Origin of the sequence: Paenibacillus sp. NPDC058071, assembly GCF_042885235.1 — a bacterium.
Classification (GTDB): domain Bacteria; phylum Bacillota; class Bacilli; order Paenibacillales; family Paenibacillaceae; genus Pristimantibacillus.
Genome location: NZ_JBHVSK010000003.1, coordinates 144,892 through 158,905, shown reverse-complemented (window position 1 = coordinate 158,905; position 14,014 = coordinate 144,892). Strand labels below are relative to the sequence as shown.

The window sequence follows — 14,014 nt, the reverse complement described above, 5'->3', positions numbered from 1 at the left end:
CCAGACTGATTCTATTTCTATCAAACTTTAGGAGGAAATTAAATGCCACAATTCGAAAAATACGCTCTTCCAACGGAAGGCGAAAAGATTACAATCGACAACGGCGTGCTTCAAGTGCCGAATAACCCTATCGTTCCTTTCATCGAGGGCGACGGAACGGGCCGCGACATCTGGCGCGCTTCGAAACGCGTGCTTGACGCAGCTGTAGAGAAAGCTTATAGCGGCAGCAAGAAAATCGCTTGGTACGAAGTATTTGCAGGCGAAAAAGCGTTCAACGAATACGGCGAATGGCTACCTGCGGACACGCTGACGGCAATCCGCGAGTACATCGTAGCGATCAAAGGTCCATTGACGACGCCAATCGGCGGCGGTATCCGCTCCCTGAACGTTGCGCTTCGCCAAGAGCTTGACCTGTACACTTGCTTGCGTCCGGTTCGTTACTTCGACGGCGTACCTTCCCCGGTAAAACGCCCTGAGCTCGTAGACATGGTTATTTTCCGTGAAAATACGGAAGACATCTATGCTGGTATCGAGTACAAAGAAGGCACTCCGGAAGTGAAGAAAGTAATCGAGTTCCTGCAGAATGAAATGGGAGCTAACAAAATCCGCTTCCCTGAAACATCCGGTATCGGCATTAAGCCAGTTTCGGCTGAAGGCTCGAAACGTCTTGCGCGCGCAGCGATCGAATATGCAATCAAGCACGGCAAGAAAAGCGTTACGCTCGTTCACAAAGGCAATATCATGAAATTCACCGAAGGCGCGTTCAAAAATTGGGGTTATGAAGTGGCTGAGCAAGAGTTCGCCGATCAAACCTTCACTTGGGGACAATACGACGCGATTAAAGAAGCACAAGGCACAGAAGCTGCTAACAAAGCGCAGCAAGAAGCTGAAGCGGCTGGCAAAATCGTCGTAAAAGACGCAATCGCCGATATCGCTCTGCAACAAGTTCTGACTCGTCCAACGGACTTCGACGTTATCGCGACATTGAACCTGAACGGCGACTACCTGTCGGACGCTCTGGCTGCACAAGTAGGCGGCATCGGTATCGCTCCAGGCGCGAACATCAACTACCTGACTGGCCATGCGATCTTCGAAGCGACGCACGGCACGGCTCCTAAATATGCGGATAAAGACGTTGTTAACCCTGGTTCCGTTATTTTGTCCGGCGTTATGATGCTTGAGCATCTGGGCTGGCAAGAAGCGGCTGACCTGATCTACAAAGGCATGGAAGCTTCGATCAACAACAAAACCGTTACTTACGACTTCGCACGCCTGATGGAAGGCGCTAAAGAAGTAAAATGCTCCGAGTTCGCCGACCAAGTCATTACAAACATGTAGTTTCTAATCACAGCGGAGGATGATGACAATGGCAATCAAGCGCAGAAAAATAACGGTAGTGGGCGCCGGATTTACCGGCGCGACTACGGCACTGATGGCAGCTCAGCGCGAATTGGGCGACGTCGTTCTGGTCGATATCCCGCAGCTCGAAAATCCGACAAAGGGCAAAGCGCTCGACATGCTGGAGTCGACTCCGGTACAAGGCGTGGACGCCAACATCGTCGGCACGTCCGATTACGAGGATACGAGAGATTCTGACATCGTCATCATTACGGCAGGCATCGCCCGCAAGCCGGGCATGAGCCGTGACGATCTGGTGAATACGAATGCCGGCATTGTGAAATCGGTCTGCGAGAACGTCAAAGCGACCAGCCCCAACGCGTATGTTATCATTCTCAGCAACCCGGTAGACGCCATGACTTACGTGGCTTACCAAACGCTCGGTTTTCCGAAAAATCGCGTCATCGGCCAATCCGGCGTCCTCGACACGGCGCGCTACTGTACGTTTATCGCACAGGAGCTGAACGTATCCGTAGAAGACGTACGGGGCTTCGTGCTCGGCGGCCACGGCGACGACATGGTGCCGCTCGTTCGTTATTCGAATGTAGGAGGCATCCCGATCGAGAAGCTGATTCCCGCGGACCGGATCGAAGCGATCGTACAACGCGCTCGCGTCGGCGGCGGCGAAATCGTCAATCTGCTAGGCAACGGCAGCGCCTATTACGCGCCTGCGGCGTCGCTTGTGCAAATGGCTGAAGCGATTTTGAAAGACAAGAAGCGCATCATTCCGGTCATTGCCTTGCTGGAAGGCGAGTACGGCTATGACAACTTGTTCATGGGCGTGCCTGCCGTTCTTGGCGGCGACGGCATCGAGAAGGTGTTTGAACTGGATTTGACCGAGGAAGAGAAAGCGTCTTTGGACAAATCCGCACAATCGGTACGCAGCGTCATTGAAATTGTGAAGCTGTAAGCCGGACGGATAACCGGCTGGCAAGTGAAGCCGGTTATCCGTTTTTATTGAACTCGTTTGGGAGGACCCTGACACTACGCTGCCAGGGTCCTTCTTGTTTAATTCCGGCACAAAGAAATGGAGGGAGCAAGATGCTGCAAAAAGCGAGAGAGCTGTTGAAGTCGGTCTACGGCTACGATACGTTTAGGCCCGGACAGGAGAATATCATTGCCGGTATTATGGACGGGCGAGATACGCTCGCCATTTTGCCGACCGGCGGAGGGAAATCGGTCTGCTATCAAATTCCGTCCTTGCTTTTGCCGGGTACTTCGCTTGTCATATCGCCGCTTATTTCGCTGATGAAGGATCAGGTCGATACGCTGAACCGTCTCGGCGTGCCTGCGGCGTTTTTGAACAGCTCGCTTGGCGCCGCCGAATACCGCGACGTGCTTCGCAACGCGCTGAATGGCGAGTACAAGCTGTTGTACGTCGCCCCAGAGCGGCTTGACGCTCCTATGTTCGCGACGTTGTCTGAGCAGATGAATATTCCTCTGATCGCGATTGACGAAGCTCATTGCGTTTCGCAATGGGGTCATGATTTCCGTCCCAGCTACCGGCAGCTTGCCGGCTGGATCGGCCGGCTGGCGAATCGTCCGCTAGTCGCCGCTTTTACGGCAACTGCTACGGAAGAGGTAGCGGACGATATTGCAGCGATGCTCGATCTGCGCAATCCGAGCCGATTTGTGACCGGCTTTGCCCGTCCGAATCTATCGCTGTCGGTTGTCAGCGGAACGGACAAGAAGCAATTTTTGCAACGTTTTCTTGCCGAGCGGGAAGAGCAGTCGGGTATTATCTATACGGCGACGCGGAAGGAAGCGGAGCAGGTCGAGGAGCTTCTACAGCGCAAAGGGATTGCTGCCGGGAAATATCACGGCGGCATGAACGACGCCGAGCGGGCTTCGGCGCAGGAGCGCTTCCGATTTGACGAGCTGCGCGTAATGGTGGCGACGAACGCATTCGGCATGGGCATCGATAAGCCGAACGTCCGCTTCGTCGTTCATTGGCAAATGCCTGGCGACGTCGAATCGTATTACCAGGAAGCCGGACGCGCGGGTCGCGACGGCGAGGAAAGCGAATGCGTGCTGCTGTTCGAGCCGCAAGACGTGCAGGTGCAGCGTTTCCTGATAGACCAGGGAATGGGCGGTGACGAACGGAAGTCCATTCAACTGGGCAAGCTGTACACGATGATGAATTACAGCCGCACGCAGCGTTGCCTGCAACAATTTATTGTCGATTATTTTGGCGAGAAGGACGTAGAGCCTTGCGGCAAATGCAGCAGCTGTCTCGACAAAAGCGAGTTGGTCGATCGGACGCCGGAAGCGCAAAAAGCGCTCAGCTGCGTCGGCCGGATGAAGGGCCGTTTCGGCGTAACAATGGTCGCCAAAGTACTGAAGGGCTCCCGGGATAAACGGGTCATCGAATTCGGTCTGGACCGGCTGTCGACCTATGGTTTGTTCGGCAACTGGCCGGAGAAGGAAATCGCCGATTGGTTGTACTGGCTTGTCGCAGAAGGCTATTTGCGCATGAGCGAGGGACAATATCCGACCGTTTCGCTGACTGCCGAAGCATTGCCGGTGCTGGAAGGGAAAACGACAGTCATGCAGCGGCTGCGGACGACCGTTAAGCGTCAAGCATCATCGGGAGGAGCGGCGAATGCGCCGCTGTTCGAGGCGCTGAAGGCATGGCGGAAGGAGGCGGCCGCCCGCGAGAATGTGCCGCCGTTCATGCTGTTCTTCGACGCGACGCTTAAGGAACTGGCCGATCTTGCACCCCGAAGCGAAGAACAACTGCTGCAGACGAAAGGGATTGGTGCGGCGAAGGCGGCGAAATATGGCTCTGAATTGTTTCGGATTATCACCGAGCATGCCGGTGAAACGGCAACTGCTGAGCGGGATGAGGACGGGAACGGTTTCGTTCGTCGTCCGCCCGCCGCAGCCAAAGCAGACAACGGCGAGCCAAGCCATCTCCAATCGCTGAAGCTGTTTAATGAAGGACTTACAACGAAAGAGGTTGCCGAAGCGCGTGGCTTTAGCAGGGTTACGGTCGAAGGCCACATCATTCGCGGCGCGGAGGAAGGCCATGAAGTTGATTGGAGCCGTATTGTTCCGGAGGAGTACGAGAGTCGAATTGTAGAGGCCGTTAAGGAGCTGGGGGCGGCGAAGCTGCGCCCGATCAAGGACGCGCTTCCGGAAGAGGTCGACTACTTCGCGATTCACGGTGTTCTCGCCAAATACGGTTTCAAGGACGATCCGCAAACACTGTAAAATCGGCTGCCGCTGTGAAGTCGCTTTTGTAATTACCGCTTTCATTTAGTATACTATTTGGTAGATTAATTAATTTAGGAGGTAAGTTTCATGACTGAAATTATGTTGTTTTTGCACGTACTCGGCGCAGTTGGCATGGGCTTCTACGTCGTGCTGCCGATTATGATTGGCAAAGCATCGAAGCTTGCAGGCGTTGGCCAGGAAGGACTAGCGGAAGGTTTGTCGTCGGCGAACCGGATCGCGCAATATTTCTTGATCGTGCAGCTGCTTACAGGCGGCTACTTGATGTCGAAAAGTGATTATGCAGTCGCTTGGATGATTATTGTTACTGTGCTGTTCCTCGCTATTGCGGCACTTTCCGGCATTATGTCCAAGCCGCTGAAACGAATCATCGCTTCGATTCAAGAAGGACAAAGCGCAACCTCGCACATTAAGAAAACTCGCGTATTCAGCATTATTATCCTGTTGGTGTACATTCTGATTCTTTATTTTATGAAGTTTACATTCTAAGGATAAGTAGCTCAGGGGGAGAAAATCGTGCATCAGTCATCACCGGATATTGTGACGTTTGGGGAATCCATGGCTTTATTCATGCCGCCGGAGCACAAAGCATTGGAACGTGCAACGGTGCTTGAGCAAGGCTTTGGCGGAGCGGAGAGCAACGTGGCGATCGGTATTGCGCGGCTCGGCGGCTCGGCCGGCTGGTTCGGCGCACTAGGCAATGATCCATTCGGTAAAATGATTTTGAAAACGCTGCGCGGCGAAGGGGTCGATGTATCCCGCGCTGCGCAAAGCGATGAAGCGTCCACAGGAATGATGTTTCGTGAAACGGTTGCTGGCCGCATGGCGGTCCACTACTACCGCAAGCATTCGGCAGCGAGCCGAATGGAGCCGGAGCAGCTGGACGAGGATTATATTCGCGGAGCGAAGCTGCTCCACGTTACCGGTATTACAGCAGCGCTGAGCGACAGCTGCCGAAGAACGGTCAAGCGGGCGATCGAAATTGCGAAAGATGCCGGCGTAAAAGTCAGCTTCGACCCGAATTTGCGCCTGAAGCTTTGGACGATCGAGGAAGCTCGTGAAACGCTTCTACCATTCGCCGAACAGGCCGATTATTTTCTGCCCGGCTGGGATGAATTGAAGCTGTTGTACGATACCGATTCGTACGAAGAGGTAAAGACGAAGCTGACGCAGTTGAAAGCGGTAACGGTCATTAAAGGGGTCGGCGATACGACCGTTGTGCTGGAGAACGGAACGGAGACGCCGGTGCCGTTCTACCCGGCGGAGAAGGTAGTCGATACCGTCGGCGCTGGAGACGGCTTCTGTGCAGGCTTCCTCGCTGGATTAATGAAAGGCATGACGCCGGCCGAAGCGGTTGGGCTTGCCAGCATTAACGGATCCTTGGTTGTGCAAATGCGCGGCGATTGGGAGGCGCTTCCAGAGTGGAGCGCAGTTGAACAAAGAATGTCGGCTAAAGCGTGGGTGGAGAGATAACAATGGCAGACGCAAGCGTATCCGCATCGAAAGGTCAGCGCCGTCGAGAGGCGATACTTCAGGTTCTAAAACAGCAAGGGCGCATTACCATTCAAGAAATGGTTGAACGGTTTGATTGCTCCGAGGCGACGGCTAGACGGGACCTGGAGCAAATGGAGGCGCTCTATCCGATTATTCGAACGATCGGCGGAGCGATGTACGACGGCATGAATACGGTACGCGATATCGGTTTTGCGGAGCGGGAAGGTTTGTCTTATCTCGAGAAGGAACGCATTGCCGCGAAAGCGGCTGCCTTGATTAACGAAGGCGATGTTATCGGCTTGTCTGGCGGGACGACCAATTATTTGCTGGCGAAGCTGCTGAAGCATCGCAGCGGCATTACCGTTGTTACCAATGCGGTCAATATTGCGCTGGAGCTGGCGGGAAGCGAAGTTCAGGTTGTTGTGACGGGCGGAATTATGCGTCATAACAGCTTTGAACTGTGCGGACCGCTAGGGGAAGGGATGGTATCCCATCTGAACATCGGCAAAATGTTTATCGGTGTGGATGGCATTTCGGCGGCTGGAGGCATTACGACATACTCCGAGCAGGAAGCGCAAATTGCCAAGGCGATGATTAAGCGATCCCATGTCACCTATGCGGTGTTCGATCAGACGAAGGTTGGCAAAACGTCGCTATTCTCCATCGCCTCCTTGGAGGAGCTGCAAGCATTCATTACCGACGTCGCGGTACCTGCTGAATTAGAGGAAGCGGCTAATAAGCAGGGTATCCAAATTCACGTAGCAGATCAAACGAAATAGCGTCAAATTCATCATTTGACGCTTAGATCAACTAAAAAGGGCTTGCCCGGTTAAAAGCTTTTGATAAGCGATTAACCGGGCAAGCCCTTTTTTTGTATTTGATTAGTTATAAAGCCGCCTATTAGTTTGTATAAGCTTCATAGACCAGCTTGCCGTTCACCCAAGTGCGCGAAACGGTTTTGAAATCTGGACTTGCCAGTACGAGGTCGGCGCGCTTACCTTCGGCAATCGAGCCCGTTATGTCGGACAAGCCCAATTGACGGGCTGCATTGCCGCTGGCGCAGCGGCTGACGTCGATGACGGACAAGTCGGTGTGCTCCGTCATATAGCGAAACGCTTGGATCATCGTCAAACTGCTGCCGGCCAGATTGCCTTCCTTCAGTCGGGCAACGCCTTCTTGCACGAAGACGGGCAAGCCGCCCAGCTCGTACTGCCCGTCCGGCATACCGGCGGCCGATATGGCATCAGAGACGAGGACGAGCTTGTCAGCCGGCTTCGAGGAAGCCAGCAGCCGAATGGCGCCAGGATGAACATGATGACCGTCAGCAATAATTTCCGCGCAAATCCGGTCGTCGGACAGAACTGCGCCGACCGTTCCCGGTTCGCGATGATGAAGCGGACGCATCGCATTATACGTATGAACCGCATGCGATAAGCCTGCGTCGGCCGCTTTGTTCATCGTTTCGAAGGAGGCGTCGGTATGACCGCATGCCGCGACAATGCCGTTAGCTGCCATCCATTCAATCGCTTCAAGCGCTCCTTCATTTTCAGGAGCCAGCGTGACAAGCTTCACTAAGCCGGGGTAACGTTCCTGCCATTCCTGAAGCCAATCGAGACGAGGCGGCGAAAGGTAGGCGGGATTTTGCGCGCCGATCCATTTCAGGCATAGGAAAGGCCCTTCCAAATGGACGCCATACAGCGCCGCATAAGGCATTTCGACGTTCATGAAGGCGCTGGACGCCTCCAGCACCTTGTCGATCGCTTCCTTTGAAGCGGTGACCGTCGTCGCCAGCAAACCGGTTGTGCCTTGCGAAGCGTGCAGTTTCGTAATCGTTTCGTAGCTTTCCGCGCTTGCATCCATGAAGTCGCCGCCGGCTCCTCCGTGAACGTGAACATCAATGAAGCCGGGAAGCAGCCATTGGCCTTCGCCATCGATCCGAGCGGCCCCGGCCGCTGCTTGCTTTACGGCCGCTGACAAGCGATTTGTCTCCGGTATGATTTCTGCAATACGCCCGTTTTTCACACGTACGGCTCCTTCGACGACTGACTGCTCGAGTACGATTTTAACGTTGTCGATCAGCAGCTCATCGCGTTCGGTTTGATTGCCGCTTTCGTTCATAGTTCCAACTTCCTTCCGGCTTCGAGGTCGAGAAGCACGACGACCCGGGCATGGGTCTGCAGGAGCGAGGCCGGTACCTCCGTCGTAATCGGTCCGGTCAACGCTTGCTTGACAATGTCCGCTTTGTCCGCGCCTCTGACCACCAGCAGTATCGTGTTTGCTTTCAATATCGATCCAACGCCCATCGTAACAGCTTGCTTCGGAACGTCGTCCATCGAGGCGAAGAAGCGAGCGTTCGCTTCTAGCGTCTCTTGTTTCAGTTTGACGACATGAGTGCCGCCGGAGAGCGATCCATCCGGTTCATTAAAGCCAATATGGCCGTTGTGGCCAAGTCCGAGCAATTGCACGTCGACGGGCTGTGCTTGCAGCATCCGGTCATAGTTCTCGCATTCGGCTTCCAGCTGCTCGCCCATGCCGTTAGGCAAATGAGCCCGGCTTGCAGGCAGATCGATATGAGAAAATAAGTGCTCATTCATATAGTAAGCATAGCTTTGATCATTGTCGGACTGTAATCCGACGTATTCGTCTAAATTAAACGTCGTTGCGTCTTTAAACGAAACTTCGCCGCTTTTGTATTGCTCTACTATTTTGGCATAAATGCCGACCGGTGTCGATCCGGTGGCGAGTCCGAGCACGGCATTTGGCTTCTCGCGGACGATGTTAACGAGATAATCGGCGGCGAATGCATCTAGTTGTTCATTGCTGTCAAAAATTTTGATTTCCATAGTCGGGGCCTCCTAGGCAGCCATTGTGTGAAAAATGGAGTTTGGTTTTGGATTTGGATTGATGTCTTACTTTGCATGCTTTGACTTCCTTACTCTGATTCTATTTTACGATATAACACTCATCCTAACAATAAAAATGATTGAAAAAATCAAAAATATGAAATATAAGATCACTGAAGATGATTCAAAGCTCCATTGTTGCCGGTTGACCGAACGCTGCGTTATGATGGACAAAGCAAAGTTAACAAGTTCGCAGGGGGAAAACGATGACAGATCAAATTCAAGCATCCGAGGTAGCGGCCGTCACGTCGCGCAGGAAAAGCGAGCATATTCGCATATGCCTACAAGAAGAAGTGAACGGGTTGGGAGTCGATACCGGTCTGGATCGGCTCCGGTTTCGTCATAACGCGCTGCCGGAGCTGTCATTCGACGATATATCGCTTGCATCGAACCTATTTGGGCGGCAGCTAAAAGCGCCACTACTGGTCAGCTCCATGACGGGGGGGACCGATGCCGCCGGCGCCATCAACCGCAGGCTCGCGGAGGCAGCGGAGGAGCGGGGCTGGGCGATCGGACTCGGCTCCATGCGTGCGGCGATCGAGCAGGATCAGCTTGCGGCTTCGTTTTATATTCGTAAAGAAGCGCCTTCGGTGCCGGTCATCGCCAACCTTGGTGCGGTTCAGCTCAATTACGGTTATGGAGCGGAAGCGTGCAGACGAGCGGTCGCTATTGCGGACGCGGACGCGCTCGTGCTTCATTTGAATAGCATGCAGGAAGTGTTCCAGCCGGAAGGGGACACGAACTTCTCCGGCTTGCTTCGCCGCATCGAGGAAGTGTGCCGTGCGCTGTCTGTGCCAGTCGGCGTGAAGGAGGTGGGCTGGGGAATCGATGCGAACGTCGCGGTCAAGCTAGCTGCCGCAGGGGTTTCTTTCATCGATGCAGCTGGCGCGGGCGGCACGTCCTGGAGTCAGGTAGAAAAATATCGGGTCGCTGATCCGATTCGCAAACAGGCGGCGGAAGCGTTCGCCGATTGGGGGATTCCGACCGCAGAGAGCGTTAATGAGATTCGCGGCGCATTGCCGAATATGACGGTTATCGCAAGCGGCGGACTGCGCCACGGAGTGGACGCGGCCAAGACGCTGGCGCTTGGAGCCAACGCTGCAGGCTTTGGTCGCGTGCTGCTGCCGCGCGCCGCTCAAAGCGACAAACAAGTATCGGTGGAGCAGTTGATCGAGCAGTTTGCAAAAATAGAATTCGAACTGAAGACGGCCATGTTCGGCATCGGAGCAGCAAATGTCGAAGAGCTGCGGGGAACGGACAGGCTGGTCAAGCGTTAATGGGCAGGTTAGTCGAATGACTGCTGTCATACAGCGAAATACCGCGTGATGGGAGCTGGGGCGAAAGCGACAGCGTATCATCTGGATCGAAGCTTTTTATATAGGAAGGATGCAGCATAATGGCAGACGGGCAAACGTCTACAACAATATGGAACGGAAACTGGATACAAGTAAAAGTTCCGCTCCCTTTTTCGCTCAAGTGGGTGAACAGTTATGTGCTGCCTGAACCGGACGGGGAAGGATTCACAGTCGTCGATCCCGGCCTGCGGACTGAGGAAGCGATCGGCGCCTGGCAAGAAGCGATGGAACGGCACGGACTGTCTATGCGCGACGTTAAGCGAATCATACTGACGCATCAGCACCCTGACCACTACGGTTTAGCTGGTTACTTCCAGGAGCAAAGCGGCGCTCCCGTCTATATGACAAAGCGGGCGCATGACTATACGATAAGGCTTTGGGGAGAGCGGGCCGATTTTTCCGGCGATCTGCACCAGCTGTTTGAAGTACATGGCATGCCGAGAGAGCTGCTCGAGGCGATTGACGGCAATCTTGATGCCTTTTTGGAGCGGGTGTCTCCGCAGCCTGTCGTCACTTACATAGAAGCGGGCAGCGAGATGGAGTTCGGAGGATCGATATGGCAGTTGATCGACGCGCCGGGCCATGCGTTCGGTCAAGTTTGCTTTTACGATGCGCAGCATGGCTGGATGCTGTGCGGCGACCAGGTGCTGCCACGGATTACGCCTAATATTGGCTTTGTGCCGGGGGAAGAGGAGAATCCGCTGGAGCATTTTTTAACGAGCTTGCGGGAGTTGTCGCGTTATGAGGTAAAGATGGCGTTTCCGGGACATCGCGATCCTTTTCCTGAATTTGAAGAGCGCATTGAGGCGCTGCTTCAGCATCACGAGCGCCGGCTGACTAGTATGCTCGGTCTGTTGAAGCAGCCGTTGACCGCGTTCGAGTTATGCGAGGAAACGTTCGGAAAGAGTCTCCGCAGCAACCCGCACAACTTGCGCTTCGCCATGCAGGAGACGCTGGCGCATTTGCATTATTTGGAGCAGCAAGGAAGCGTCATTCGGACTGTAGGAGCGCCTGTTGTCTTCCAGGCGGCTGGAGATTAGTTTTATCGGTGGGGCAGTGTTGGGAGAGGCGGGTGTGTGTGTAGATTCTGAGGAGATCACTCGGTCTCAGCGTGTTCGATTGCGAGCATTCGTGAAGGAATAACTGCAATTGAGCAGTTATTTGCTCGCCCTGACCCTGAAACTAGCACAATAACTGCGTTTTGGCAGTTATTGCGGTCTCAGCGAGGTCGATTGCGAGCATTCGTGAAGGAATAACTGCCATTACGCAGTTATTTACTCGCCTTGGCCCTGAAACTGGTACAATAACTGTGTTTTGGCAGTTATTGCGGTCTCAGCGAGGTCGATTGCGAGCATTCGTGAAGGAATAACTGCAATTGAGCAGTTATTTGCTCGCCTTGGCCCTGAAACCGGTATAATAACTGCGTTTTGGCAGTTATTGAGCTCTCAGCAGCGTTGGGTGCGAGCATTCGTGAAGGAATAACTGCAATTACGCAGTTATTTGCTCGCTCTGTCCCTGAAACCGGTACAATAACTGCGTTTTGGCAGTTATTGCGGTCTCAGCAGCGTTGGGTGCGAGCATTCGTGAAGGAATAACTGCAATTATGCAGTTATTTACTCGCTCTGCTCCTGAAAATGGTACAATAACTGCGTTTTGGCAGTTATTGCGGTCGCGGTGCCGCTGAATGTTTTAGCTGAGAGCTACCCGACATCGATTTGTCATAACATAAAAAAGAAGCAGGGAGCCTAGGCTAAGCTCCCTGCTTCTTTGCGCTGCGCTTCCCAATGACGGATCGTTAATCGAGAGGCAGGTTCGTGTTGCTTTCGCGTTCGGCCTGCTTGCGGTGAGCGATCCGGCTGGCGGCGGATGCGGCGATGGCGCCAACGATGTCGTCCAGAAACGTATGCGCATGCTTGCCGTTTTTTTCGTTCAGCTTTTTCAATATGCCGGGCTTGAGCTTATCGATATAGCCAAAGTTGGTAAAGCCGATGCTGCCATATACGTTAACGATCGACAGCGCAAGTATTTCGTCGCAGCCGTACAGGCCTTCGTCGTTGCGAATCATCTCCTGCAGCGGACTCATCAGCTTGCCTTCCTCGGCGAGGATATCCAGCTGAATGCCGGTCAGAACCGCGTTTTGCACTTCTCGTTTGGACAATACGGCCTCGACGTGCACGACGCATTCATCAAGCGTCAGTTCAGGAAAGTAATCCTTTTGCAAAAAATGGACAAGCTGTCCAATTTGTATTTTCGTTACTCCGCGCTTGGCAAGCCATTCGTCAGTTGCTTCGGCTACCTTGCGGCTGTTAAGACTGTAAGAATTAGGTGTCATAACAATTTACCCCCTCATGATTTTGTGGACAAAACTGGTCTAAAAAAGGGAAGGGCTCGTATACATAGTACTACAAAATCAACAAATGTAAAAAGCCGCAAGGCAAAAACGATTGGGGAGGAAAGGTTATTATGGTTCGTACGAAATGGCTTCGCCGCGCAGCGATCGGCGCTTTACTGGTACTGCCCATTCTGACGGCTGGATGCGGAATCTTTTCCAGACAAACGGATGGGGCGATCGATCCGCCGCAAAATGGTTCCGGGGTGACCGACGAAGGAACGAAAACCGGACAGGCTGCGACGTCGGAGCAAGGCGATGGTTCGCATCTCACGGTGTACTTAAAGGATCGCAATGGCTATTTAGCGCCGGTCGCTTTGCGGACGACGTTTGGTAAAAACGAGGAACCTGGTCAAAAAGCGCTTGAAATGATGGTAAACGGCGGCGCGTACGCCAGCCAAATTCCGGAAGATTTCAGCGCGGTGCTGCCAGAGGGCACGCAAGTTAATTCGTTCCATGTCGACAAGGACAGTAAAATCGCCACAGTCGATTTCTCAGAGCCGTTCAGCGGCTACACAGCAACAGAGGAACGCTCCATCGTTGAAGCCATTACGTGGACGCTGACAGCCATTCAAGGAATCGAAGGGGTCGAAGTATGGTCCGAGGGCGAGAAGCTGACGGAAATGCCGGTGGACAGCTTCCCGTTGGATGAGCCGCTCACTCGTGCGGTCGGCATTAATCTTGAGGCGGCCGACGGCGTCAACTATTCCGATTCAACGCCTGTTACGCTTTACTTCTCATCGCAAACGTCGAACGACGAGCAATATTATGTTCCAGTAACAAGGCTGATCGCCAGACCTCAAACCACCAAAGCGCAGGCGGCGTTGGAGCAATTGATCGCAGGTCCGCTGGATCGCAAACAGCTCAGCGCGGTTATTACAGACGATGTTAAAGTGACAAGCGTACAGGAGAAAGATCATATTTTGACAGTCGACTTGAAGGATGACGCTTATGAAAGAGGGCAAGCGGCTCCGAAAGAAATGCTGGAGGCGTTAGTGCTTTCGTTAACAGAGACGACAAGTGCGGATAAGGTGCAAATTTTGTTGAACGGCGACTCTAATATTGTGGACAGCGAAGACAATTCGTATCAGGAGCCTGCATCCCGGCCGCATCACGTCAACGCGATCAAAAGCTAGAAGAAAGCGCGGCAATAAAGGGGCCGGTCGGAATGACCGTGGGAAAAGAAGGAAGGAGCCAAGGCGCGGCTCCTTCCTTCTTTGTTTGAGCGGGTGCAATTCTTC

12 protein-coding genes are annotated in these 14,014 nt (G+C 53.6%); 9 read left to right on the top strand and 3 right to left on the bottom strand.

Translation table 11 applies throughout. The features are described 5' to 3' along the window. Positions 1-42: 42 nt before the first annotated feature. The 6 genes from icd (at position 43) to ACFVTB_RS06180 (ending at position 6,905) form a co-directional block, all read left to right on the top strand. Positions 43-1,338, top strand: a complete 1,296-nt coding sequence (gene icd, locus ACFVTB_RS06205) for an NADP-dependent isocitrate dehydrogenase (protein ID WP_387746446.1) — start codon at positions 43-45, stop codon at positions 1,336-1,338. 28 nt (positions 1,339-1,366) lie between these two features. Then, the gene (gene mdh, locus ACFVTB_RS06200; protein ID WP_387746444.1) at positions 1,367-2,308 is read left to right on the top strand and encodes a malate dehydrogenase; all 942 of its coding nucleotides are present in this window, start codon (positions 1,367-1,369) and stop codon (positions 2,306-2,308) included. 131 nt (positions 2,309-2,439) lie between these two features. Beyond that, positions 2,440-4,611: a DNA helicase RecQ gene (gene recQ / locus ACFVTB_RS06195; RefSeq protein ID WP_387746442.1), complete on the top strand. Its 2,172-nt coding sequence runs from the start codon at positions 2,440-2,442 to the stop codon at positions 4,609-4,611. 90 nt (positions 4,612-4,701) lie between these two features. Further along, positions 4,702-5,121, top strand: coding sequence for a hypothetical protein (locus ACFVTB_RS06190; protein ID WP_387746440.1), 420 nt, complete (start codon positions 4,702-4,704; stop codon positions 5,119-5,121). 27 nt (positions 5,122-5,148) lie between these two features. Further along, positions 5,149-6,105: a sugar kinase gene (locus ACFVTB_RS06185; protein WP_387746438.1), complete on the top strand. Its 957-nt coding sequence runs from the start codon at positions 5,149-5,151 to the stop codon at positions 6,103-6,105. A 2-nt stretch (positions 6,106-6,107) separates the two neighbouring features. Then, positions 6,108-6,905, top strand: a complete 798-nt coding sequence (locus ACFVTB_RS06180; protein WP_387746436.1) for a DeoR/GlpR family DNA-binding transcription regulator — start codon at positions 6,108-6,110, stop codon at positions 6,903-6,905. Positions 6,906-7,026: 121 nt separating this feature from the next. On the opposite strand, the gene nagA is transcribed toward ACFVTB_RS06180, so the two are convergent. Continuing rightward, positions 7,027-8,244, bottom strand: coding sequence for an N-acetylglucosamine-6-phosphate deacetylase (nagA, locus tag ACFVTB_RS06175; protein ID WP_387746434.1), 1,218 nt, complete (start codon positions 8,242-8,244; stop codon positions 7,027-7,029). Beyond that, the gene (gene nagB / locus ACFVTB_RS06170) at positions 8,241-8,969 is read right to left on the bottom strand and encodes a glucosamine-6-phosphate deaminase (protein WP_387746432.1); all 729 of its coding nucleotides are present in this window, start codon (positions 8,967-8,969) and stop codon (positions 8,241-8,243) included. The genes nagA and nagB overlap by 4 nt, the downstream gene beginning before the upstream one ends. 266 nt (positions 8,970-9,235) lie before the next feature. Here nagB and fni point away from each other — a divergent pair, with 266 nt between their 5' ends. Beyond that, complete coding sequence (gene fni, locus ACFVTB_RS06165) at positions 9,236-10,306, top strand: type 2 isopentenyl-diphosphate Delta-isomerase (RefSeq protein ID WP_387746430.1); 1,071 nt, start codon at positions 9,236-9,238, stop codon at positions 10,304-10,306. Between the two features lie 119 nt (positions 10,307-10,425). Further along, positions 10,426-11,424, top strand: coding sequence for an MBL fold metallo-hydrolase (locus tag ACFVTB_RS06160; RefSeq protein ID WP_387746428.1), 999 nt, complete (start codon positions 10,426-10,428; stop codon positions 11,422-11,424). Positions 11,425-12,179: 755 nt separating this feature from the next. Here ACFVTB_RS06160 and ACFVTB_RS06155 read toward each other — a convergent pair. Beyond that, positions 12,180-12,716 (bottom strand): phosphatidylglycerophosphatase A family protein, encoded by a 537-nt coding sequence (locus ACFVTB_RS06155; protein WP_387746426.1) that lies wholly within the window; start codon positions 12,714-12,716, stop codon positions 12,180-12,182. Between the two features lie 131 nt (positions 12,717-12,847). On the opposite strand from ACFVTB_RS06155, the gene ACFVTB_RS06150 reads away from it, so the two are divergent. Continuing rightward, positions 12,848-13,909 carry a GerMN domain-containing protein gene (locus tag ACFVTB_RS06150; RefSeq protein ID WP_387746424.1) on the top strand — a complete coding sequence of 354 codons (1,062 nt, stop codon included), beginning with the start codon at positions 12,848-12,850 and terminating at the stop codon, positions 13,907-13,909. Positions 13,910-14,014: the final 105 nt, after the last annotated feature.